We start from the raw sequence: 23,738 nt of genomic DNA on the forward strand, positions 1-23,738 counted from the left end.
TTCCTCCGACCTGTTTTTATTGGCACAGGCTATGTCAATAGAGGTGCGGGGTCAAGCGGGCCGCGCGCGCCCCCGCCCCCGCGCCCACCGCAGCACGCCATACAGCAGCGCCATCAGCACCAGACCCAGTCCGACGAGCATCCACCAGTAATGCACCGCCATCTTCTTGAGCGTGTTGATCCCGATCTGCTGGGTGGAATCATAGCCTGCAGGCATTTCGAGCACCCCGTTGCGCTTTGCATAAGCGCGGTAATCGGCCATCAGCTCGGCGAACCTGGCGGGCTCAGCCTTGCTGAGATCGCGCGTCTCGCCGGGATCGCTGGCGATATCGAACAGCCGCCACCGGCCATCGCCATAAGGCTTCAGGTTGCGCACCAGCTTGTACGCTCCCTTGAACAGCGCTGCGTTGCCCGACACTTCGAACCCCACCGGCACTTCGGCAGGGCGCACCGTATCGCTGTCGCCGCTGAGCAGCGGCACCAGCGATGCACCGTCAAAGGCATCGGCGTTAGCGGTGCCGCCCGCCAGCGCCAGCAGCGTCGGCGCGATGTCGCTCACCGTCGTCATCGCCGCGCTGGGCTTGGCCGGCACGATGCCCCGACCGGCCATGATCATCGGCACATGCAGCCCGCCCTCGCTCGCGTAGAACTTGAACATCGCGCCGGGGGATGCGGCGGCATTGGCGAATTCGGGGCCGATAAAGCCATAGGTCCCCTTCTCCCCCCAATTGTCCGCCGACACGCTGTAGCCGTTGGCGCGGGTCCAAAGCTCCATGCTGCGTGCGCCCGCCATCGGGTTGCTGGGCTCCGGGCCATTGTCGGATGTGAACACGAACACGGTATTGTCATACTGGCCGGTGCGCTTGAGGTGCGCGATGAGCCGCCCGACATGATGATCCATCGCCTCGATCATCCCGGCGTTGATCGCCATATGCCGCGCGAACAGCGCCTGCTCTTCCGCGCTCAGGCTGTCCCACTCACGCAGGCCTTCAGGTGGATCGGCGAGCGGCGCGCCCTGCGGAATCAGCCCCATCGCCTGCGCGCGCTGCCAGCGAGCGGTCCGCATCGCGGCCCAGCCCTGGCGATAGGTATCGGCGTATTTTCGGGTGAACTGCGCCGGGGCCTGCACCGGAATGTGCACCGCCTGAAAGCCGATATAGGCGAAGAACGGCTGATCGGCCGGGCCCGTTCCGAGATAGTCGACCATCTGGTCGACCAGAAAGCGCGACGAATAGAAGTCCTTGGGAAGGCTCGCGGGCTTTCCGTCCTCGAACCAGGGCGCGGTCTTGTAATAGGGCATATAGGACTTCTGTTCCCAGTTGTCCGCGCCCGAGGCATCGAGAATGAACGACCGATCGAAACCGTGATCGCCCGGCAGGTCGCCCGCGCCATGGCCGAGATGCCATTTGCCGGTCATGTAGGTGCGATAGCCCCGCGCCTTCAGCCGCTCGGCGATCGTCGTCACGCCGGGTTCGAAGCGCAGCGAATAGCCGGTCTTGCCGATATGCTCGGCCGGGATCACCTCCTGGATTGTCGAGACGCCGGTGCGGTGATTGTCGAGCCCCGTCAGCAGCATCGCGCGCGAAGGCGAGCACAAGGGCGAGCTGTAATAGCGGGTGAACATCCGCCCGCGCTGCGCCAGCGCATCGATATTTGGCGTGTTCGCCTCGCCGCCGTAAATCCCCAGATCCATCAGCGCGAGATCGTCCGCAAGTAGTACCACGAAGTTGGGCGGCGCCGCAGCGGTTGGGGCGACGGGGGCCGGCGCTGCGCCGGGCAGAGCGGCGCGCGGTGCCGTTGCGGCGAACGCGACCGAGGCCGCACCTAGCCCGGCGATCGCCCACATGGCCATTTTCCGTCGGATGCCCGCCAAGCCTCATCTCCCGTGCCGCTGGTCGCAGATTATTTTGGCATAGGCTATGACACATCATCGGCAAGCGCAAGACCGACGCGACGGATGGAGTTGGCGGGTGGGGACAGGCATGGCGCGCCCGCAGGAGCGCCGCGGGTCAGGCGCGCAGCAGCTCGGGCAGCCCGGTGGAGATCTGCGGCGGGGACGAACGGCGGAACTTTTCAAGGCTGATCGGCAGTTCGAACTGCAGTCCGGTGCAATCCTCGACCGACCATCGCGCCACCGCGCGGACCTTCAAGTTGACGCCCAACGCCACCTCGAACTCGGTACCGGGCGGCACATCCCAAAGCCCCTCGATCAGCGCGCCACCGGGCGAGATGTTCTTGATGCGCGCGGGGTAGCAATAGCCGTCATGATGGATGCCGATGGTGCGCAGCACCTTGTAGCGCGTTTCGCGGCTGTGCTTGTGGCCGATCGGTTCGACATGGCTGTCGACCCCGGCGAGCCGCTCGTTGGCTTCCTTGAGGCCCAATGGCTTGCCATAGATATAGCCCTGGACATGGCTGCAGCCCAGCGAGCGGATCAATTCGAGCTCGTCGATGGTCTCCGCGCCCTCGGCGGTGGTTTCCATGTTGAGCGCTTCGGCGAGCGAGACGATCGAGCGGATGATCGCGCTGTTGGCGCTGCCCGATTGCGCCGCTCCGCGCACGAAGCTCTGATCGATCTTGATCTTGTCGAACGGCGCGGTGCGCAGATAGCCCAACGCCGAATAGCCGGTGCCGAAATCGTCGAGCGCCAGCCGCACGCCGATCGCCTTCAGCCGCTCGAAGATCCGGGCGGCGTCGAGCTTGTCGTCGAGGAACACGCTTTCGGTGATTTCCAGCTCGAGCCGCTCGGGTTCGAGCCCGCTCTGCGCAAGCGCATTGAGCACGATCGCCGGGAAGGCAGGATCGGCAAACTGCATAGGCGAGACGTTGACCGCGATGCGCACCTGGCGCGGCCAGGCTGCGGCATCGGCGCACGCGGTGCGCAGCACCCATTCGCCCAGCTGCATGATCAGGCCCGATTCCTCGGCAATCGGCACGAACACGCCCGGGCTGATCGGGCCACGCACCGGATGCTCCCAGCGCGCCAGCGCCTCGAACCCGCTGATCGTTTCGGTCGCGACGTTGACCACAGGCTGATAGGCGATGCTCATCCCACCCGCCTGCAGCGCGGCACGCAGCTCGCCTTCCAGCGCGCGGCGTTCATGCGCGACCTTGTGCATGTCCTCGCTGTAGAACTTCCAGATGCCGCGCCCGTTTTCCTTGGCGGAATAGAGCGCAAGGTCGGCGTTGCGGATCAGCGTTTCCGCGCCCGAGACGTGGCGGCCATCGGCAATCGCGATGCCGACCGAGGCGCCTATGACGATCTGGTTGCCCTCTACCATGTAGGGATGGCTCAGGTTCACGATCACCGAACGGGCGATATCCGCCAGCCGCTCTTCGCTGATGATGCCCGGCAGCACCACCTGGAACTCGTCGCCGCCCAGACGGCCGACCTCGCCGCTGTCGCCGATGGTGCGCTTAAGCCGCTCGGACACCTGCTTGAGCAGCGCATCGCCGATCGGGTGGCCCAGCGTATCGTTGACCTGCTTGAAGCGATCGAGATCGAGCAGGAACAGCGAGCACGGATTGGGCTCGCCGCGATGGCCAACCAGCGCCTTTTCGAACAGTTCCTTGATGTACAGCCGGTTGGCAAGGCCGGTCAGGTTGTCATAGCGCGCCAGCTGGGTCACCGCCTCGTGCGAACGCTTGACCTCGGTCAGGTCGGTGCCGTGGCCGCGGAAGCCCACGAACTGGCCGAATTCGTTGTAGAACGGACCGCCCGAAAGCGACCAGGCGCGCTCTTCGGCCGACTGGGCGACATGCACCGCCAGATCGTTGAACGCGGTCCGCGCGGAGAAATGGAAGTTGAACGTCCGCTCGCTGCCGCCACCTTCGGCGCCTGGCGAGCAGATCACCGAGCTCAAGGGCTGGCCGATGATGGTGTCCGGATCGGCCTCGATCGCGCTGATCGCCTCGTGACTGATATAGACGATGCGGCCGTGACGGTCGGTTTCCCAGAACCAGCCGCGGCCCGATTTCTCGTAATCGGACAGCAGGCAGCGCGCGCGTTCGTTGTTGAGCTTCTGCTGATCGACCTTGGCCTCAGCCTCATGGTCCTCCTTGCTGCGGATCAGCGCGACCAGCAGCATCGCGGGCAGGAACACCATCGCGCCGATCATGAACTGAAGCTCGCCACACGCCGCAAGCACCCCGGCGGCGGTCGACGCGCTGGCCAGGAACATCAGCATCCGGTGCGGCACCAGCACCACCAGAGAGGGCAGCAACGCGCCGAGCAAGGCAATTAGCCCGAACAGCTCTCCAACCGGGCCCAATGTGTGCGAGATGCTGAGCAGCGCGAAGGAATAGGCGGCCGACGACAGGCACACCACCCAAGCCAGCATCCGCGGAAACCGCACCCCGGCAAGCTGGCGCGCGCGCGTGCTGACCGAGGGCAGATAGATCAGGATATCGATGACGATCGACACCAGAATGGCCATCACCAGCGGCAGCGAAACGTCACTGAGTGCGAAACCGCCCGCGACGACGGTGATCGTGAGCGCAAGTGTCCTGACACCAATGACGATCGGCCACAGCGCACAGATGGCGAGCAAAGACACCGCCGAAATCGGGTTGATCCCGCTCAGCCCTTCGACCGCGCCCTGACTGCGACGGTGAATCGTCGGCGCTTCGGCAGTTTCTTGTGGTGACTTCTTCTGTCCGAACATGCCAATCCGCATAGCGCGTGGCGATTAGCAAAGCGTTACCGATGGCCTCGCAACGGGGATAGAACCGTGTAAAATCCGGCGTTCCAGATGCGGCAGCAGGCAGACGGGATCGATTGGCAAATTGCGCCGCACCCCCCATATTGCCGGCATGCAAACGCTGCGCGACTCCATCGGCACAGAAATCCGCAGAATCTTCGCCGAACCCGGCGGCAAGGTGATCGAGATTTCGCGCACGGATGAAGGTCTGTTCGGGGTGGATTCGGTGTGCTGGCAGGTGCATGGCGATGTGACCGCGATGATGATCGGCGGCATTGCCTCGTTGCTGCTGCAGATGCTCGAGCCGCGCGTGCTCGCCGGGGTCTGGGACCATTCGGTGTTCCGCCAGGATATGCGCGGCAGGTTGCGCCGCACCGCCGCGTTCCTTGCGCGGACGACCTATGGCGACAAGGCGCAGGCGCTGGGCGAAATCGCCCGCATCCGGCGGATCCACGATCACGTTCGCGGCACCCTGCCCGATGGCACGCCCTATGAGGCCAACGACCCGCAGTCCTTGGCCTGGGTGCATGTCACCGAAAGCCTGTGCTTCGTCGAAAGCTTCATCCGCTATTCCAGGCCGCATATGTCGATGCGCGATCGCGACCGGTATTTCGACGAAATGGCCGAGGTCGGCACGCTGCTGGGCGCGGACCCGGTGCCGCGCACCTATCGCGCGGCGCAGCGATTCATCCGCGATGTGCGCCCGACGCTGCGTTTTGACCAGCGCACCCGCGAGATCGCCGACCTGTTGCTGAACCAGCCACCCGCAAGCCCGCGCCTGGCCCCGTTCCATCACATGACGATGCAGGCCGGGGTCGATCTGCTGCCCGGCTGGGCGCGATCGATGCACGGGCTTTCGATCTCGCTGCCCGCCCGGCTCGCGGTGCGCGGCGGCACCACGGGCATGGCGGCGATCACCCGCTGGGCGCTGGCGCAGGGCAGTACGACGCGGAGCGCATCCGCCTCGGCCTGAGCCGGTCAGCGCGCGCGCAGGGCCCGTCCGGCAACCGCATCGAGCTGCGCCAGCACCCTTGGATCGCGCGCATCGGGCGCGGTGATCAGCGCGAAATCGAGACAGGTGTCGATCGGGCTCGCTGCCCGCTGTTGCGGCAGGGACCTGGCCAATTCGATCACCAGTTGCCGCGCTTTGGCCGAATTGCTGTTCATCTGCGCGATGATCGCACCCACCTCGACATGCGCCTCGCCCTCGCGCCAGCAGTCATAATCGGTGACCATGCCGACCAGCGCGTAAGGCAGCTCGGCCTCGCGCGCCAACTTCGCCTCGGGCATCGCGGTCATGCCGATGACGTCGCAACCCCAGGCGCGATACATATGGCTCTCGGCGCGGCTGGAAAACTGCGGGCCCTCCATCGCCAGATAGGTGCCGCCCTCGCTGACCGGCGCCCCTGCAACGCGCGCTGCGGCGGCGGCAAGCCCCGACAGCCGCGGGCATACCGGTTCCGCCATCGAGACATGCGCGACCATGCCGGTGCCGAAGAAGCTCTTGGTGCGGTTGACGGTGCGGTCGATGAACTGGTCGACGATCACGAAGCTCCCCGGCGGCAGCTCCTCGCGCAGCGATCCGATCGCGGAGATCGCGAGGATATCGGTGCAGCCGGCGCGCTTAAGCACATCCACATTGGCGCGCGCGTTGACATCGGTCGGGCTGATGCGATGGCCCTTGCCGTGGCGCGGAAGGAACACGAAGCGGTGGCCATGCAGGCTGCCGATCACCACCTCGTCCGATGCCTCGCCGAACGGGCTGTCGATACGGATGGACTGCGCGTCCTCCAGCCCGTCGATCGCATACAGGCCCGATCCGCCGATCACGCCAATCGTCCACTCGCTCATCGGCCCTGGCCCCTTGTCTGCTGTATCTGCGCGATCGACTAAACCACGCCCGCAAGGGTGCAAACCCTATTTCGCGGGGAGCGACGAAATCCATTCACGGATCAGCGCGACCCCCTCGTCATGCACCAGCGATCGCCCGACCTCGGGCATTGCGATACCGGGCTCGGTCGAGCTCATCCGGTGGACCATGATCGAGCGATCGGGATCTCCGGGCGCAATCGCAAAGTCGTGCCCGCCGCTGCCGCGGCCCGCGGCAACCGGGCGCTTGTAGAGGCCGGTCGCGACCGGATCGCCCGCTGCGCCTGCATTGAGGAAGAGTCCGGAGTTGCTCGCGGACCCTTGCGGATTGTGACAATGCGCGCAGTTGATCGCGAGATAGGCGCGCGCGCGGGCATCGAGCGACCCGGTGCCGGCATCGTTCCACACCGGCGCGCTGCCCAGCGACACCGGTCCCTTCCAGTCGGTCCGGCTGCGCAGCGACGCGGCCGCCTTTCCGGTCAGCGCCATGTTCGCGGCCACTGGCCCGATCGGCACCACAGCGCCGCTGCGCGCATGGCATTCCTTGCACTGGTTCTTGTTGGGCACGGCATAGCTGATCGGCTGCGCTCTCCCCGATGCCCGGGGCACCGTGACCGGCAGGCGCGTGCCTGCCAGCTTGAGCTCTGCATCGGACATATCCGGCTTCCAGACATAAGGCAGCGCCTCCCAGCCCGATGCCCGGCGCAGCAGCACCCGGGTCTCGATCGGGCGGAACGCGGCCCCCTCGCCATAACCGAAGGTCTTGATCAGTGCGCTGCCGACGGGAAAGTCGAGCGCGCCATTGGCATCTGCGCTGATCCGCGCCGAAGCGGGGACGTAGATGAACCGCTGCTTTTCGGCATAGTCGGAGAACAGCGGCGTGCGCAGGCTGTAACCGATCAGCTGGTCCGAGGGCGCGGTCACCCCCTGCCCGGTGAAGAAGCCGAATTCGGACAGCGTGCGCGGATAGCCGGCATCCTGAATCGCGCTATCGGAGATGCTGCCGGGTACCGGCGCGGCGCTCGCCAGCGGACCTGCGCAAGCGAGCGCCAGGGCAATGCGCCGCAGCTTCACTTGATCGCGGCCTCCATCGCCTCGGGCATCGCGATTTTGGGCAGCCGGGGCGCAGCATCGCCGGTGAGCTTGGCGAGCGCGGGCTGCGCGGTCTCGATCGGTTGATCGGACCGGCTGAGCCCCAGGTTGAGCACCGGAACGTCGTCGCTGGAGACGATGCTGGCCTCCGCCCCGCCGACGCCATCCCAGATGATCGGGGGGACGCTGCCGCCGAAGGCCGCGGCTAGCATTTCGCCCCCTGCAAATTGCGGCGCAAAGCCGGTCTTGCCATGCGCATTGTCGCTGATCCGCACATTGCGCACGCTGGGCTGGTATTTCGCGTCGTCGTACTTCTGGCGATAGCCGATGACCATGATGTTGGACGAGCCATTGCCGTCGAAGACATTGTCGAAGATTTCGATGTCGCGATTGGCCATCACCATGATCCCGGTGCCGCTGGGCACGCTGGCGACGATATTGCCCTTGGGCGCGAAATTGGGGGTGTCGTTTTCGGCGACGATATTGTCGAACACGCGAACATTGTGCCCGCCCTGCTGGGGCAGGTTGGGCAGATCGAACACCAGGATGCCGCCGGTGTTCTTGGTGGCGACGTTGTCATGGACGTCGGCGTTGAAGGAGTTTTCGATCTCGATCCCCGCCACGTTGAAGCGCGCGATGGAGTTGCGCACCACGATGTTGCGCGATTGGCCGACATAGATTCCTGCATCCGACGCGCCGATGACCAGCACCGAGTCAACGAGCACGTTTTCCGATTCCACCGGATAGATGCCATAGGCGCCGTTGGTTTCCTTCGGGCCTCCGGTCCATTCGACCCGGATGTTGTGATAGACAATATTGTCCGCGCCCTTGGACTTGATCGCATCGCCCTTGCTGTCTTCCACCGCGAAATCGCGCAGCACGACATTGTCCGACGTCACCAGCAGGCCCTCGCCCGCCGCCAACTGGCCGGCGAAGCTGAGCACCGACTTGTCCGGCCCCGCGCCCTTGACGGTGACGCCCGCGATATCGAGCGACAATCCATCGGTCAGCGCAAACCGGCCTTCGCCCAGCTTCACGACATCGCCCGGCTGCGCGACGATCAGCGCCTCCTGCAGCCGCTCCTGCGCGCCCGGTCCCGCCGCGACGGCGATGTCCCTTGCGACCAGCGGCGTCGATGCGACACACGCCATCAGCGCGATTGCTGCTGCAAATTTCCGCTTCATGCTTTTCCTTCCCCGCGTTATCACCGGAACCGGCGATGCCGTTCTGGTGCCCGTCTGATGCGGGCCGAGGGTGGAAGGCTAATCCTATTCCAGGTGGAGAACAATATGCGCGTTTTCGCTTCTGTCGCAATTCTGGCTGCCGGCACGCTGGCCCTGGCGGCCCCTGCTTTTGCCGCAGAGTCCATCACCGGCCGGTGGCATACGGTGGACAAGCGTGCGCTCGTCACCATTGCGCCCTGCGGCGCAACTTTGTGCGGCAAGATCACCCGGCTGCTGGAGCCTCCCAAGAGCGGAGTGACCACGGACGTCAAGAACCCCAATCCCGCGCTGCAGAAGCGCAAGCTGGTAGGGCTGCCTATCCTCAGCGATTTTGTGGCCAACGGCGACAAATGGCACGGCAAGATCTACGATCCCAACACCGGCAAGACCTATCGGTCCGTCGTTTCGGCAGCAGGCGGCGGGAAACTGAATGTCGAAGGGTGCGTTTCTGTGTTTTGTCAGACCCAGGTCTGGACCAAGGCCAAGTAAAACGGCGCGAGCACTTGCGTAACGGTCGATTCGGCCTGTTACATTATGGCACAACAAGTGTCATTAAACGGTAACATTGAGATATTGAATGGCGGGCCGGTACGTAACTTGCCTCAAAGCCGCGACCGACCCGCCTCTTCCCGCCTGCTCCCGGTTGCGACCCGGCAGGCATGAAGATTCCGCTATAGCGATTCAGTTCCGGGCGGGATCGCCCTCCGGACGCAGCAGCGCTTGCTCGTTGACGAAACGGTCGGCCTCCCACAGCAATGATACCGTGCTGCGCAATCCGTGCTTGTCGGACCGCCAAAAGCCGGCATCGCGCAGCTTTACGGCCAGCGCACGCAATTTCAGCCGCGCATCCGCCACTTCCTCGAAGCCCTGGCTGTCGGCGGCGACCAGCAAAGCGGCGCGCAGCCGCGCGGTGGCCGCCTCGAACGCCTCCTGCTCGCTCAGGCTCACCGTCGCGGGACGCGGGGTCTCCGCGGCAAAGGGCGACGCGTGATCTGGATTCGAAAGGGGGGCGGATGTGGTCATCCTCCCCGTCTACGGAATGTTTCCGGTGATTGTAAGTTTATTACCGTAAAACGAACTTATGTAACCAACAGTTCATCCGATGTTCAGCTGATACCGGTGTCTTTCACCCGGTTTTAGCGCGCAGCAGGCCCGGCATGATGATGTCGAGCGTGTGATCGGCATAGTCGTCGCGCATCTGCTCGGTCATCTCGCTCTGGCCATAGCAATGCTGCAGCACCAGCCGCGCCGAGAAGAACCGGTCGGCAGCGCCGGTAACGGTGAAATAGAACAACTGCGGATCGATCGGGCGGAACACCCCCTTCTGCACGCCCTCATCAATCAGCCGCGCATAGGCGGCCGAGATGGGAAGCAGGTAATCGTCCGCGATCTTGCGCGAAACATCGGGCGAGGCATCGCGCACCAGCCGCATCAGCAGCCGGTTGAGATAGGGGAAGCGGAAATAGGTGCCGATCACCGCACGGATATGGACGCGCAGCTTTTCGTCGGGCGCAAAATCCTTGGCCACCAGCGCACCCAGGCTGTTGACGATGTTGCGCATATCGCGTTCCAGCAGCGCCAGCATCAGGCCCTGCTTGTTGCCAAAATAATATTTGACGAGCGCGCTGTTGAGCCCCGATCGCAGCGACAGTTCGCTCAGCGACAGGTCAACCGTGTCGCCATCGCGCATGATTTGGCTGGCCGCTTCGATCAGCTGATCACGGGCGTTGCGTTCGCCATCGGGAGCCTGTGGCGCGTCATTCATAATCGGGTTCATCCCACCATGGATAGAAACCCGGCATGTCGGATGCAACCCGGTCTGGATAAGTCGCGGCGCGCTTCTCGAGGAAGCTTGCAATGCCTTCTGCCGCGTCGCCCGATCGCGACCGGGTGTAGATCGCCCGGCTGTCGATGCGGTGCGCATACATCGGGTGCGGCGCGGAAGGCAGCCGCCAGAGCATCGCGCGGGTCAGTGCCACCGAGACCGGCGCGGTGTTGTCGGCAATCTCGCGCGCCAGAGCGGTCGCTGCGGGGATCAGGTCCTCGGGGGCATGCACCGATCGCACCAGTCCGCCTGCCAGCGCTTCCTGGGCATCGAACACCCGGCCGGTCATGCACCATTCGAGCGCTTGTTGTTGCCCGACCAGCCTGGGCAGGAACCACGAGGACGCAGCCTCGGGGACGATCCCGCGCCGCGCGAAGACGAAACCGAACCGCGCGGCGCTGGAGGCAAGCCGCATGTCCATCGGCAATTGCATCGTCGCGCCAATACCCACCGCCGCGCCGTTGATCGCACCGATAATGGGCTTGGTGCACTGGAACATTCGCAAGGTCAGCCTGCCGCCGCTGTCGCGCACGCGCTCGTCAGACAGGTCGGTGACCGCTTCGTCGCTGGAGAACGGTCCGCCGCCGCTGTCGGGAGTCAGGTCCGCTCCGGCGCAGAATGCCCTGCCCTCGCCGGTCACGATCACCGCGCGGACGTCGTCATCGGCGTCGATCCGGTCCAACGCGTCGATCATCTCGAGCATCATCGTGCCGGTAAAGGCATTCATCTTTTCTGGACGGTTCAGCGTGATGGTCGCAATGCCGTCATCAACCGAATAGCGGATGGTGGTGTAATCCATTGCGATCGCCCTTCCCGAAAAGACACCCCGCCCGGCGTGAACCGGGCGGGATTGTTGAGGTGTCAGCGCGGCGCCATGCGGATGCCGCCATCGAGACGCACATCTTCACCGTTGAAATAACCGCATTCGATCATCGTCATCGCCAGCTGTGCATATTCTTCCGGATTGCCCAGACGCTTGGGGAACGGCACCGATGCGCCCAGCGCATCCTTGACCGGCTGCGGCGCGGCGGCAAGCAGCGGGGTGTTGAAGATGCCAGGCAGGATGGTGTTGACGCGGATGCCCTCGCCGGAAAGGTCGCGCGCGATCGGCAGCGTCATGCCGACAACGCCGCCCTTGGATGCCGAATAGGCCGCCTGGCCGATCTGGCCGTCTTCTGCCGCCACCGATGCGGTGTTGACGATCGCACCGCGATCGCCATCGGGCAGCGGGTCGAGCGTCATCATGCCAGCAGCCGACTTGGCGATGCAGCGGAAGGTGCCGACGAGGTTGATCTGGATGATCCAGTTGAACGCATCGAGCGGGAAGTGCTTGATGCTGCCGTCGTCGCGCGAGCGGCTGGCGGTCTTGATCGCGTTGCCGGTGCCTGCGCAATTGACCAGGATACGCTCCTGGCCGATGGCAGCGCGCGCCTTGGCGAAGCCTGCGTCGACGCTGGCATCGTCGGTCACGTTCACTTCGCAGAACACGCCGCCGATCTCGTTGGCGAGCGCGGTGCCCTTTTCTTCCTGCAGATCGAAGATAGCGACCTTGACGCCCTTGGCGGCAAGCGCGCGGGCGGTGGCAGCGCCAAGGCCCGATGCGCCGCCGGTGACGACAGCGGAAATGGTGGAATCGAGAATCATGAAGTGTCTCCTGGAAATGTAATCAATCTTCAGTCCTCCCCGGACCGGGGAGGTGGCAGTCCGCAGGACTGACGGAGGGGCAACGGGCTCATGCCGACATTCGCGACTGCGCCTGGACGCTTCCCCTCCACCGCTCCGCGGTCCCCCTCCCCGTTCCGGGGAGGGTCAATCAGGGCTCAGCTCAGCCGTTCGATGATCATGACATTGGCCTGGCCGCCGCCTTCGCACATCGTCTGCAGGCCGTATTTGCCGCCGCGCGTTTCCAGCGCGTTGAGCAAGGTCGCCATCAGCTTGGTGCCCGATGCGCCGAGAGGATGGCCCAGCGCAATCGCGCCGCCGTTGACGTTGAGCCGGTCGTGGCTCGCGCCGAGGTACGACAACCACGCCAGCGGCACCGGCGCAAACGCTTCGTTGACTTCGTACAGATCGATGTCGTCGATCTTCATCCCCGCCCGCTTGAGCGCGCGCTCGGTGGCGAACAGCGGTTCTTCGAGCATGATCACCGGATCACCCGCGGTCACCGATACGTGGTGGATACGCGCGCGCGGAGTCAGACCATGGTCCTTGAGCGCCTGTTCGGACACGATCAGCACCGCCGAGGCGCCATCGCAGATCTGGCTGGCATTGGCGGCGGACAGCAGCCCGGTTTCGGAGATCCGCTTGACTCCGGCGATGCCTTCGAGCGTCGCATCGAAGCGGATGCCCTCATCGACCTTGTGCCATTCCTTGCCCTCGGGAGTCTCGATCTCGAGCGGAACGATCTCGTTGTCGAATGCACCCGCCTGGGTGGCGGCAGCCGCGCGGCGGTGGCTCTCGAGCGAAAAGGCGTCGATCTGCTCCTTGGTCTGGCCGTGCTTCTTGACGATCATTTCGGCGCCATCGAACTGGCTGAACATCACGCCGGGGAAGGCCTCTTCCAGCCGTGCCGACTTGTAGTTGCCCATGCCCGCCTTCATGTAGAGCACTGCAGTCGAGCCCATCGGCACGCGGGTCATGCTTTCGATCCCGCTGGCGAGCACGATGTCCTGCGTACCGCTCATCACCGCCTGCGCTGCAAACTGCATCGCCTGCTGCGACGAACCGCACTGGCGATCGATGGTGACGGCAGGGATGCTGTCGGGCAGCTTGGATGCCAGCACCGCGTTGCGGCCCAGATCCATCGTCTGCTCGCCGCCCTGGCCGACGCAGCCGGTGATGACGTCGTCGATCGCCTTGAGGTCGAAATCGTTGCGGCTGCCGATGGCATCGAACACCGCTGCGCCCAGATCGACCGGGTGGATGCCCGCAAGCCGTCCGCCGCGACGACCACCTGCGGTGCGCACCGCATCGACAATATATGCATGAGCCATGAATTTCTCTCCTTGGAACCAGGGGACCGGGCCACCCTTGGGCCCGAGTCCGTCGTGGATTTAACCGTTCGATTAAACAGCGTTGCGCCTGGCGTCAACGATAAGGTCAATCGCGGCCCATCTTCATCACCCCCGCGAAGGCGAGGGTGCATCTATCGCCCAAAATCTGCAGCAGAGCCCCTCCCCGGGGCGCGCCCGGGGAGAGGGCTGGATCACGCCACTGCTTTCTCGCGCTTTACGGTAATCACCTGCGGATAGGTGAACTCGAGCAGGCCTTCCTTGCCATATTCAGCGCCGAAGCCTGACTGCTTGTGCCCGGCGAAAGGCGCGAAGGGCGACAGGTGGAGGAACTCGTTGACCCACACGGTGCCGGTTTCGAGCTGCTCGGCAACGCGCACGCCCTCTTCGGGATTGCTGGTCCAGACAGCGCCAGCCAGGCCGTAATCCGAAGCATTGGCGCGCGCGATCGCTTCGTCGACAGTGGCGAACTTCATCAGCGGCATCACCGGGCCGAACTGCTCCTCGGCAACGATGCGGGCATTTTCGGGCGGGTTGTCGAGGATGGTGATCGGCACGTAATAGCCGGGCACCGAGGGATCGTGATCGCCGCCGACCAGGAACTTGTAGCCATTGTCCTTGGCATCCTGGATCAGCTCGAGCACGCGCTCATACTGCTTCTTGTTCTGGATCGGTCCGACCGCCGTGCCCTGCTCGGCGCCATCGCCGACCTTCACATGGCGGGCGTATTCGGCGATCGCGGCGGACAGCTCGTCATAGATATCCTCGTGGATGTAGATGCGCTTGGCCGCGACGCAGATCTGGCCGGCGTTGGTGAAGCTCGACCAGAACAATTGCTCGGCCACCTTCTTGACGTCGGCATCGGGCAGCACGATCGACGCGTCGTTGCCGCCGAGCTCGAGCGTGATGCGCTTCAAGTCCTTCGAAGCCGATTCCATCACCCGCTTGCCGGTCGCGGTCGATCCGGTGAAGGTGATCTTGTCGATATCGGGGTGCGAGGTGATCATCGGGCCCAGATCATCGCCGCCGGTGATGACGTTGAGCACGCCTGCGGGCACTTTGTCGGCGACCAGTTCCATGATGCGGAGCGTCGCCAGCGGGGTGAACGGCGAAGGCTTGAGCACGATGGTGCAGCCCGACAGCAGCGCAGGGACGATCTTCTGGACCGCCATCATCACCGGAAAGTTCCACGGCACGATGCCGCCGACCACGCCCACCGGAACGCGCCGGGTGCGCGACAACCGGGTCTCGCTGTCCTCGTTGATCTCGTCTTCCAGGCTCAGCGTCGACTGTGCTGCGGACATCGCTGCGGCGCCATAGATCTCGCCGGTGGCCTGCGCGTGCGGCTTGCCCTGCTCGCTGGTCAGCAGACGCATCAGCTCGTCGGCATTTTCCTTGATCGCGGCGGAAATCTTCATGATCACCGCACGGCGATCCTCGATCGGGGTCTTGGACCAGGTCTTGAACGCGGCACGCGCCGCGGCGACCGCACGGTCCAGCTCTGCCTGGCCGCAATCGGGCACCTGGCCGATCACCTGCTCGTTGGCGGGGTTGACCACGTCTATCCACTTACCGGGCTTTTCGAGCTTGCCGTCGATGAGCACGCTATATTGCTGAACCATGAGATGTTCCTTTCCTGTGAAGTGTTTTCATATGGGCTTTGGCCGCGAGGTTACATCGCCACCCGGCCGCAAGCCACTATCTATTCGTCCGCCGATGCACCTGAGCGCTCAGCTTGCAACAAAGCGGATCGGAAGCGTCTTGGGCCCGCCGACGAAGGTGCTGGAAGCGCGCTGCGGGGTGCCCGCAAGCTCCACCGATTCGACCCGGTCGAGCAGTTCCTCGAACAATATCCGCATTTCCATCCGCGCCAGATGCAGCCCCAGACACTGGTGCACCCCTGCGCCGAACGCGACGTGCCGGTTGGGCCCGCGCGCCGCATCGAACCGGTCGGGATCATCGAACACGCGCTCGTCGTGGTTGCCTGAGACATAGCAGAGCATCAGCCAGTCATCCTTGGCAATGGCCTGTCCGCCGATCTCGCAATCCTCCGCTGCGGTGCGCATGAAATGCTGCACCGGCGTGGTCCAGCGGATCGCTTCCTCGATCAGCCCGGGCAGCAGGCTGCGGTCGGCCTTGATCCGGGCGAACTGCTCGGGATCGTTGGCCAGCGCCCACATCGCGCCTGCGGTCGAGGCCGAGGTGGTGTCGTGTCCGGCGGCAGCGACGATGATATAATAACCTGCAGCATTGCGGTCGCTGATCGGCTCGCCATCGATCGTCGCATTGGCGATGACGCTGGCGACATCGTCGCGCGGACTTGCGCGGCGGTCCGCCGCCAGCTTCATGAAATAGCCCTCGAAATCGCGCACCGCATCGACCACGAACTGCATCACCTGCTCCGGTGTCAGGTCGACCGAGCGCGCCCGGTTGAGATCGGGGTCCTCGCCGCCGAACATCTCCTGGGTGAGCTTGAGCATCAGCGGCTCGTCCTCGTGCGGCACGCCGAGGATCTGCATGACGACATGCAGCGGATACAGCGCCGAGACCTGGTGGACGAAATCGCACGCGCCGCCGGTCGCCACCATCGCGTCGATCGAGGCACGCGCGATCTCGCGAATCCGCGCCTCGATGCCGCCAAGGTTCTTGGGCATGAACCAGCTCTGGGTGAGCTTGCGGTAATCCATGTGCTCGGGCGCATCCATGGTCACCAGCGATCGCACCAGATGCGGGCTTCCGCCGGTGATCATGTGGGTGAGCATCTGCACCGCCACCGGGCCCAGCACTACCGACTTGGGCGCGTTGAGAAACCGCGCATTGTCCTTGCTCACCGTCATGATGTCTTCATGCCGGGTGATCGCCCAGAACGGCATATAGCCTTCCGCCTGCACCAGCCCCACGGGCATGTTGTCACGCGCCCAGCGGAACTTGGTCTTCAGATCGTCCCACTGGCCATAGGCAACCGGGTTGACGATCGCCGATGCGATCTCGGAAGGCAGCGTGGCGGGGGCGATCGTCGCCATGCGATCAACCCTCCGCCAGCGCGCTGTCGGCCTTGGCCTTGGCCCAATATTCGTCGCGCAGCAGCCGTTTGTAGAGCTTGCCGGTCGCGTGGCGGGGCAGTTCGTCGCGGAAATCGATCTGGCGCGGAATCTTTACCCCCGACAACGACTTGCGCAGATAGCCGCTGAGCTCCTCGGCGAGCGCATCGCCGGCTTCGGCCAGATCGAGCGGCTGCACGATGGCGACCACGCGCTCGCCCATATCGGGGCACGGCGCGCCGATCACCGCAGCGTCCGCGACGCGGGGATGGCTGACCAGCAGATTCTCGATTTCCTGCGGGTAGATGTTCACGCCGCCCGAGATGATCATGAAACTCTTGCGGTCGGTGAGGTAGAGAAAGCCATCCTCGTCGATCCAGCCGACATCGCCAAGCGTCGTCCAGCCTTGCGGATGCGTCGCCTCGCGGGTCTTGGCCGAATCATTGTGATAGACGAACGTGCCGCCGCCCTCGAAATACACCGTGCCCTCGGTGCGCGCAGGAACCTCGTTGCCCTCCTCGTCGCAGATCCGCACGATACCCATCAGCGCGCGGCCGACCGAGCCCTGGTGCGTCAGCCAGTCTTCGCTCGAGATGAAGGTGAAGCCGTTGCCCTCGGTCCCGGCATAATATTCCTTGAGCACCGGCCCCCACCAGTCGATCATCGCCTGCTTGACCGGCACCGGGCACGGCGCTGCGGCGTGGACTGCGGACCTGAGGCTCGAGACATCGTAGCGGGTGCGGATGTCCTCGGGCAGCTTGAGCATACGGGTGAAATGCGTCGGCACCCATTGGCTGACATTGACCTTGTAGCGTTCGATCAAGGCGAGCGCGGCTTCCGGATCGAACTTTTCCATCACGATCACGGTGCCGCCCAATTTGTGCACCGTCATGCACCAGCGCAGCGGCGCGGCGTGATACAGCGGCGCGGGCGAGAGATAGATGCTGTTCGCGCCAAAGCCGAATGCGCCCTGCGCCAGTGCGACCAGCGAATTGCTCGCGGCGATGTCGCCATCCTCGGGCAACGGCAGCCTGACCCCCTTGGGACGCCCGGTGGTGCCCGACGAATAGAGCATGTCGGCGCCCGCGCGCTGATCGGCGATGGGGGTGTCAGGCAGGCCATCGAGCACCGCCAGGAAGCCTGCATCGTCCAGACTGACCACCGGCACATCGGGGCATTGTTGCCGGATGGCAGGCAGCTGCGCAGCCAGAGTGTCCGACGTCACCAGCAGCTTTGCACCGCTGTCCTGCACAATATAGGCGATTTCGTCAGCGGTCAGGCGGTTGGATATCGCCACGAAAATCAGCCCCGAGCGCTGCGCCCCCCAAACGACATCGAAATATTCGGCGCGATTCTCCAGACACAGCGCCACGGTGTCGCCAATGGCCAGCCCCTGGCTGCGCAGATAGTGCGCGATCTGGTTGGAACGGCGATCCAGCTGGTCATAGCTGATCTGGCGGCCCGATCCGGCCATGATGATCGCGGGCTTGGCGCCCTCCGTCCGGGCATGGACCGATGGATGCATTGCGACATTCCCTCCTGTGCAAGGATTTCCTCCACAGGGCAGCATAAGCCGCCCGGGGCGATTCCTGTTGTTGGACGGAGCATCGTTTAATCGTGCGATTAAAGCAACGCCAAACTGCGCCTGGCGGACCTCTCAAACGAAAAAAGCGCCGGAAATCCGACGCCTTTATCGAAAGTCTGATGGCTGGCTTGGCGCCCAGCCGCGCAGTTATTCGGCGCGGCGGAGCGCTTATTCGGCAGGGCCGCCTTGGGCAACCTTGCTGCCATCACGGATGGCGAGAAGGTAATCGCGCGAGGAGATGAAGGGCATCGGGTTCACCGAGTTGCCGGCGATGCGCACTTCATAATGCAGGTGGCTGCCGGTCGAGCGGCCGGTCGAGCCCATCAGGCCGATGACCTGGCCCTTGGTGACGCGCTGGTTGGGCTGCACCAGGATCTGCGAGAGGTGGCCGTAGCGGGTCTGGATTTCGCCGCCATGGTTGAGTTCGACATACTGGCCATAGCCACCGACCCACTGCGCGCGGCCGACGATGCCGTCAGCGGTGGCGTAGATCGGGGTGCCGATGGGGCCTGCCATGTCAACGCCCTTGTGGCGGGCGCGGCGGCCGGCGAACGGATCGGCGCGGAAGCCGTACTGGCTGGTGAGCTTGAAGCTGTCGACGGGCTTGCGCGACGGGATGGCGATGCGGCCGGTGTCGCGATTTTCGAGCGACTTCCAGTCAGCGAAGAGAGCGCGGAATTCGGTGTCCTGAGCGCCGGTGCCGTTATCTGCAGCGGCAGAGGCAATATTCGATGCAACGTCGGCGGAACCATTTTCAGCCATTGCGGGTGACGCAGCGCACAGCAGACCGGCTGTGGTGGTGGTAAGAACCGTTGCGATAATTCTGGTTGCGACCATGAATACTCAGCACCTTTTTATCGGGCAGTGCGTCTGGCCGTTGAGCCCTGGCGCCTGCCCTTCTTTCCCGCAGCCTCAAATGAGACCGGGGTAGAAAAACCAAAAATCGTTGGAACCCCTTCCCTCCGATTTCGTTGAACAGTGAGTAGGGGCAAAAGTTTGTGCGCCGCAACCCGTCTCGGCCAATCGCGCGTTGAAGCGTCTGGTTGGCACGTTGAGTCGTTTAATCGCAGGCAAAAAGGGCTGATTTTCGGCATATTGGCGGTGCAGGCCGACCGATGAATGGTGAATCAGCACGGGTTATCTACGCCACCAACCCTACTTCGTATTGCAAGAAAACGTCATCCGACCCGCTTTTTGCCGACCAAAACGGCCCGCCCTTGCCGGGCGAGCCGCATGATTCGTTCGCGCTGGGGAGGATCAAAGCGCGGTCGCTGACGCGAGCACCTCGTCGACATGCCCGGCGACCTTCACCTTGCGCCACACCTTCGCCACCTTGCCATCCTTGCCGATGAGGAAGGTCGAGCGGTCCATTCCCATGTATTTCTTGCCGTACATCGATTTCTCGATCCACACGCCCATCGCCTCGGCAAGGCCATCCGTCTCCGCATCACTGGCGAGCGGGACGGTGAGGCCGTATTTTTCGATGAACTTGAGGTGCTTCTTGGGCGGATCCTTCGACACGCCCAGCACCGAAACACCCGCGGCTACGAACGCGGGCAGCTGCGCGCTGAATTCCTGCGCTTCCTTGGTGCACCCGGTGGTGTCGTCCTTGGGATAGAAATACAGCACCCAGGGTTTTCCGGCGAAATCGCTGGCCCGCACCTCGCTGCCATCGGGCCGGGTGAGCGCCATGTCGGGGATGGTGTCTCCAATATCGGTCATCGTCGTTCCTTTCACTGGTGCGGCTGATGCGGGTCAGCCGGTTGCAAATAATTTCTGCCAGGCCTGTTGAACACCCGCGCGCGCGATTTCGACGTCAGCCATCAGCCCATCCCATGTCTGGCAGCCACAGGCACGCGCGATCAGCACCTGGCTGGCGGGCGGCGGCTCGGCGCAATCGGGCGCCACCAGCCGCAAGGTCACCAGCAGCCGCGTCATCAGATCATGCGCGGCACCCAGCGACGCATCGACCAGCCCCGCTGCGGTCAGTGCTGCCAGCGCCTCGCGCAGATCGGGGTGGAAGGCTGTACGGTGCTGCAACTGGAGCGTGTGGACGATGAATTCGATTTCGACCAGCCCGCCGGGCAGCAATTTCACGTCCAGCGGCCCGAGCGGGCGCTTGTGGCTGGCGATATCGGTGCGCATCTTGAGCGCGGCTGCGGCGATCTCGCCCGCGTCGCGCGGGTGTTGCAGCACATCGCCGATGATCCCCTCCAGCCGCGCCCGCGCCTCGGGCGAGCCAAAGACGACGCGCGCGCGGCACAGGGCCATGTGCTCCCATGTCCAGGCCTGACCGCGCTGATATTCGGCAAAGCTGGCGAACGACACCGCAAGCAGCCCCTGCGCGCCGTTGGGACGCAGCCGGGTGTCGACCTCGTACAAAGCCCCAGCGGCGGTGGGCACGCTCAAGGCTGCGATGATCCGCTGTGCCAGGCGGTTGTAGTATTGTGTGCTACCCAGCGGTCGCCTGCCATCGGATTCCGCGCCGATCTCGCCGCTGAACAGGAAGATGAGGTCGAGGTCCGATGCGTGCGTCAGCGCGCCGCCGCCCAGCCGACCCAGCGCCAGAATGACCGGTTCGCTGCCGTCTATCGTACCGTGGACCTGGGTGAATTCATCGACAGCGCAATTGGCCAGCCGGATGATCGCAGCCTCCGCCACCCGCGCATAGCCCCCGGCGATGGCGACCGGATCATGCCGCCCCTCGATCAGCTGCACGCCCAGCGCAAAGCGCATCTCGCCCACGCGCACCCGCACCGCATCGAGCCGCTGCTGGTAATCGTCGCCCGGTTCCTCGCGCGACAGCCGCTGGACGATGTCCTCGACAGAACCCACCAGATCATAGGCGCTGGCATCAATCAGCCCGTCGAGCAGATCGCCGCGCCGCGCCAGCGATTCGGCGAGCGGCGGCGCATGGCTGAGGATATCGACCATCGTCTGCATCAATGCGGGCCGCGCCTGCAGCAGGCGGAAGACGTTGACCGTGCTGGGCAGCTGGCGCAGCAGATCGTCGAACCGGTTGAGCGCGGCAGGCTGGTCGGGCGCATCGGCAAACGCCGCGAGCAAGGCGGGCAGCACCGCCTCGAACGCCTTGCGCCCTGCCGCGCTGCGCAGCGCGCGCACCGCGCCGCCGCGCCAGCCCTGCACCCGCGCGGCCAGCGCCTCGGGCGCCTCGAGCCCGGCTGCGGCAAGCGCATCGGCAAGCAATTCGGGATCGTTGCTCAGCGTGATCGCGGCATCGTCACTGCTCGATCGCTGCGAGGCGATCAGCCCGTCATAGACCCCAGCCACCTCTCCCGTAACGCCCTCCAGCGCGGTAATCATCGCCGCACCATCGGCAAGCCCGTGCAGCCGTGCGACATTGTCGAGCGCCGCCGGATCCTGCGGCAGGCTGTGGGTCTGCTGGTCGTCGACCATCTGCAACCGGTGCTCGAAGGTGCGCAGGGTGCGATAATGCGCCGACAGCATCATGGCCTCGTCCTCGGGCACGATCCCCTGCCCGGCCAGCGCCGCCAGCGCATCCAGCGTCGATCGCGCGCGCAGTGCAGGGTTGCGCCCGCCATGAATCAGCTGGTGCGCCTGGGTGAAGAACTCGACCTCGCGAATGCCGCCACGTCCGCGCTTGAGATCGAAGCCGGGGCCGAGCAGTTGGCCCTTGCTGTAATGGTCGCGGATCTGCCGGGTGAGCGCGGCGATCTCGTCGATCGTCCCGAAATCGAGCGAGCGCCGCCAGATGAACGGGCGCAGCGCCTCCATGAAATAGGGCCCGAGCACGCGGTCGCCTGCCGCAGCGCGCGAGCGGATGAATGCCGCCTGTTCCCAGGTCAGCGCCTGCGATTCATAATGCGACAGCGCCGCATCGACCGGGATCGCCAATGGCGTCACCTCGGCGGCGGGGCGCAGCCGCAGATCCATGCGGAAGACATAGCCATGCCCGTCGCGCGCGCTCATCAGATCGATCAGCTGCCGCGCGATTCGCTGTGCGGCATCGGCGGCATCCTCGCGCGCGCGCACCGGAAGCGTCTCGGGATCATAGATGAAGATCGGGTCGATATCCGACGAGTAGTTGAGCTCCTGCCCGCCATGCTTGCCCAGCGCGATCACCGCAAAGCCGCGCACCGGCTCGCCCGGGGTGCGCCTGGCAAAAACATCGCCAAGCGCGCAATCGAGAGCGGCATCGGCAAAATCGGACAGGCAGTGCGTCACCTTGTCGACCCCGATGACGCCTGCCAGATCGGCCACCGCCAGCACCATCGCCAACGCATTCTTGCGGCGGCGGAGCGCCTCGCTCACCGGTGCATCGGCATAGGCTGCCATGATGTCCGCAATCGCTGCATCCACGCCCTGATCGCGCAGCACCGCGAGCGGTTCGGGATGACGCTCGATCGCCAGCGCCAGAAACGGTGAATGCGTGCAGGCGCGGCTTATGGCGTCGGAATATGCATCGGGCATCGTCATGCGACGGGTGCTAACCGCCTGCCCGTGTCTGTGCAATGAGCGATGAGGCGCGCACGCGGCGATCCGCCCCACCTTGCGCCGTTATGCGTCGTCGCCGCCCCGGCCTGGCAGCCCGCCGCTCACCCGGTCGACATCGGCCATGATCGCCGCCATAGGGTCCGCTGTGCGTTCGCCGCGGCTTTCGTTGGTCACCACATCGTCGATCAGCGCGCCGAGGGCAGCGCGACCGCGCGCGACCCGGCTCTTGATCGTCCCCAACGCCACGCCGCAGATCTCGGCCGCTTCTTCATAGGAAAAGCCGCCCGCCCCCACCAGGATCAGCGCCTCGCGCTGGCTTTCGGGAAGCTGCATCAGCGCGCGCTGGACATCGGCAAGATGCAGCTGGTCACCCTGGCCTGCAGGCATCGAGAGGATCCGGTCGGCAACTACGTCGTCCCACTCGGTGGTGAACCGCGCGCGACGCCGCTGCGACAGGAAAGAATTGCGCAGGATGATGAAGGTCCAGGCGCGCATGTTGGTGCCCGCGGCAAAGCGCTCGCGCGCGGCCCAGGCTTTCAGCATGGTGTCCTGCACGAGGTCGTCTGCGACATCGCGATTGCCGCTCAGCGACCGGCCATAGGCACGCAGATGAGGAATCAGCGCAGCCAGCTCCGCCTTGAATGCTCCGTCGTCGAGCGGAGCACCGCCGATTTCCGGCGGGGTATCTGCGGGGGTTTCCGCCGACATCAGTATCTGGCCTGGCCTTCACGCATGGGTTTTACGGGGTGGTGAGCAAGCCGATCGACCCGCGCCACATTGACGCATGTTAACTTTGATACGTCCGATAGGGAATTTCGTTGCATATCACAAGCATGGCGCGAATCGGTTCGTCCCGCCGCGCTTGCCTGCCGCAGGCCAAGCTGGCAAACAGACGCGGCCGCCGGACCTGCCGTCCG

At 64.7% G+C, this 23,738-nt stretch carries 19 protein-coding genes; 2 read left to right on the forward strand and 17 right to left on the reverse strand.

Annotated elements, in window-relative coordinates; translation table 11 throughout:
* Window positions 1–51: 51 nt before the first annotated feature.
* Complete coding sequence (locus B5J99_RS16895; RefSeq protein ID WP_117353582.1) at window positions 52–1,845, reverse strand: arylsulfatase; 1,794 nt, start codon at window positions 1,843–1,845, stop codon at window positions 52–54.
* A gap of 163 nt (window positions 1,846–2,008) precedes the next feature.
* Complete coding sequence (locus B5J99_RS16900) at window positions 2,009–4,663, reverse strand: EAL domain-containing protein (protein ID WP_245991670.1); 2,655 nt, start codon at window positions 4,661–4,663, stop codon at window positions 2,009–2,011.
* Window positions 4,664–4,784: 121 nt separating this feature from the next.
* Between B5J99_RS16900 and B5J99_RS16905 the strand changes: the two genes are divergently transcribed.
* Window positions 4,785–5,672: an oxygenase MpaB family protein gene (locus B5J99_RS16905; protein WP_245991671.1), complete on the forward strand. Its 888-nt coding sequence runs from the start codon at window positions 4,785–4,787 to the stop codon at window positions 5,670–5,672.
* A 5-nt stretch (window positions 5,673–5,677) separates the two neighbouring features.
* Here B5J99_RS16905 and B5J99_RS16910 read toward each other — a convergent pair whose 3' ends face one another.
* From B5J99_RS16910 to B5J99_RS16920, 3 genes are all read right to left on the reverse strand, one after another.
* Window positions 5,678–6,550, reverse strand: coding sequence for an S-methyl-5'-thioadenosine phosphorylase (locus tag B5J99_RS16910; RefSeq protein WP_117353064.1), 873 nt, complete (start codon window positions 6,548–6,550; stop codon window positions 5,678–5,680).
* Between the two features lie 66 nt (window positions 6,551–6,616).
* Window positions 6,617–7,642, reverse strand: coding sequence for an SO2930 family diheme c-type cytochrome (locus B5J99_RS16915; RefSeq protein WP_245991672.1), 1,026 nt, complete (start codon window positions 7,640–7,642; stop codon window positions 6,617–6,619).
* On the reverse strand, window positions 7,639–8,844 hold the full coding sequence (locus B5J99_RS16920; protein WP_162892638.1) for a parallel beta-helix domain-containing protein: 1,206 nt from the start codon (window positions 8,842–8,844) through the stop codon (window positions 7,639–7,641). The genes B5J99_RS16915 and B5J99_RS16920 overlap by 4 nt, the downstream gene beginning before the upstream one ends.
* Window positions 8,845–8,949: 105 nt before the next feature.
* Between B5J99_RS16920 and B5J99_RS16925 the strand changes: the two genes are divergently transcribed.
* Window positions 8,950–9,372 (forward strand): DUF2147 domain-containing protein, encoded by a 423-nt coding sequence (locus B5J99_RS16925; RefSeq protein WP_054134647.1) that lies wholly within the window; start codon window positions 8,950–8,952, stop codon window positions 9,370–9,372.
* Window positions 9,373–9,564: 192 nt separating this feature from the next.
* Here B5J99_RS16925 and B5J99_RS16930 read toward each other — a convergent pair whose 3' ends face one another.
* The 12 genes from B5J99_RS16930 to B5J99_RS16985 all read right to left on the reverse strand — a co-directional run bounded on the left by B5J99_RS16930 (window position 9,565) and on the right by B5J99_RS16985 (window position 23,529).
* Window positions 9,565–9,906 carry a hypothetical protein gene (locus tag B5J99_RS16930; protein WP_117353065.1) on the reverse strand — a complete coding sequence of 114 codons (342 nt, stop codon included), beginning with the start codon at window positions 9,904–9,906 and terminating at the stop codon, window positions 9,565–9,567.
* Between the two features lie 103 nt (window positions 9,907–10,009).
* On the reverse strand, window positions 10,010–10,648 hold the full coding sequence (locus tag B5J99_RS16935) for a TetR family transcriptional regulator (RefSeq protein ID WP_117353066.1): 639 nt from the start codon (window positions 10,646–10,648) through the stop codon (window positions 10,010–10,012).
* On the reverse strand, window positions 10,641–11,507 hold the full coding sequence (locus B5J99_RS16940; RefSeq protein ID WP_117353067.1) for a crotonase/enoyl-CoA hydratase family protein: 867 nt from the start codon (window positions 11,505–11,507) through the stop codon (window positions 10,641–10,643). The genes B5J99_RS16935 and B5J99_RS16940 overlap by 8 nt, the downstream gene beginning before the upstream one ends.
* Window positions 11,508–11,569: 62 nt before the next feature.
* Window positions 11,570–12,352 (reverse strand): SDR family NAD(P)-dependent oxidoreductase, encoded by a 783-nt coding sequence (locus tag B5J99_RS16945; RefSeq protein ID WP_054134651.1) that lies wholly within the window; start codon window positions 12,350–12,352, stop codon window positions 11,570–11,572.
* 176 nt (window positions 12,353–12,528) lie between these two features.
* Entirely contained in the window at window positions 12,529–13,701 is a 1,173-nt protein-coding gene (locus B5J99_RS16950; RefSeq protein ID WP_069050296.1) for an acetyl-CoA C-acetyltransferase, read from the reverse strand.
* A 212-nt stretch (window positions 13,702–13,913) separates the two neighbouring features.
* Window positions 13,914–15,341: an aldehyde dehydrogenase family protein gene (locus B5J99_RS16955; RefSeq protein ID WP_069050297.1), complete on the reverse strand. Its 1,428-nt coding sequence runs from the start codon at window positions 15,339–15,341 to the stop codon at window positions 13,914–13,916.
* A gap of 108 nt (window positions 15,342–15,449) precedes the next feature.
* Complete coding sequence (locus B5J99_RS16960; RefSeq protein WP_054134654.1) at window positions 15,450–16,742, reverse strand: cytochrome P450; 1,293 nt, start codon at window positions 16,740–16,742, stop codon at window positions 15,450–15,452.
* 4 nt (window positions 16,743–16,746) lie between these two features.
* Window positions 16,747–18,285 (reverse strand): acyl-CoA synthetase, encoded by a 1,539-nt coding sequence (locus B5J99_RS16965; RefSeq protein ID WP_117353068.1) that lies wholly within the window; start codon window positions 18,283–18,285, stop codon window positions 16,747–16,749.
* Window positions 18,286–18,513: 228 nt separating this feature from the next.
* The gene (locus B5J99_RS16970) at window positions 18,514–19,182 is read right to left on the reverse strand and encodes a M23 family metallopeptidase (protein WP_117353069.1); all 669 of its coding nucleotides are present in this window, start codon (window positions 19,180–19,182) and stop codon (window positions 18,514–18,516) included.
* A gap of 420 nt (window positions 19,183–19,602) precedes the next feature.
* Window positions 19,603–20,067 carry a peroxiredoxin gene (locus B5J99_RS16975; RefSeq protein WP_117353070.1) on the reverse strand — a complete coding sequence of 155 codons (465 nt, stop codon included), beginning with the start codon at window positions 20,065–20,067 and terminating at the stop codon, window positions 19,603–19,605.
* Between the two features lie 33 nt (window positions 20,068–20,100).
* A complete protein-coding gene (locus tag B5J99_RS16980) occupies window positions 20,101–22,797 on the reverse strand; it encodes a bifunctional [glutamine synthetase] adenylyltransferase/[glutamine synthetase]-adenylyl-L-tyrosine phosphorylase (RefSeq protein WP_425456496.1) in 2,697 nt (898 codons plus the stop codon).
* An 87-nt stretch (window positions 22,798–22,884) separates the two neighbouring features.
* Window positions 22,885–23,529 carry a sigma-70 family RNA polymerase sigma factor gene (locus tag B5J99_RS16985; protein WP_054134659.1) on the reverse strand — a complete coding sequence of 215 codons (645 nt, stop codon included), beginning with the start codon at window positions 23,527–23,529 and terminating at the stop codon, window positions 22,885–22,887.
* Between the last annotated feature and the right edge of the window lie 209 nt (window positions 23,530–23,738).

It is taken from the genome of Blastomonas fulva (assembly GCF_003431825.1).
GTDB classification, from domain to species: Bacteria; Pseudomonadota; Alphaproteobacteria; order Sphingomonadales; family Sphingomonadaceae; genus Blastomonas; species Blastomonas fulva.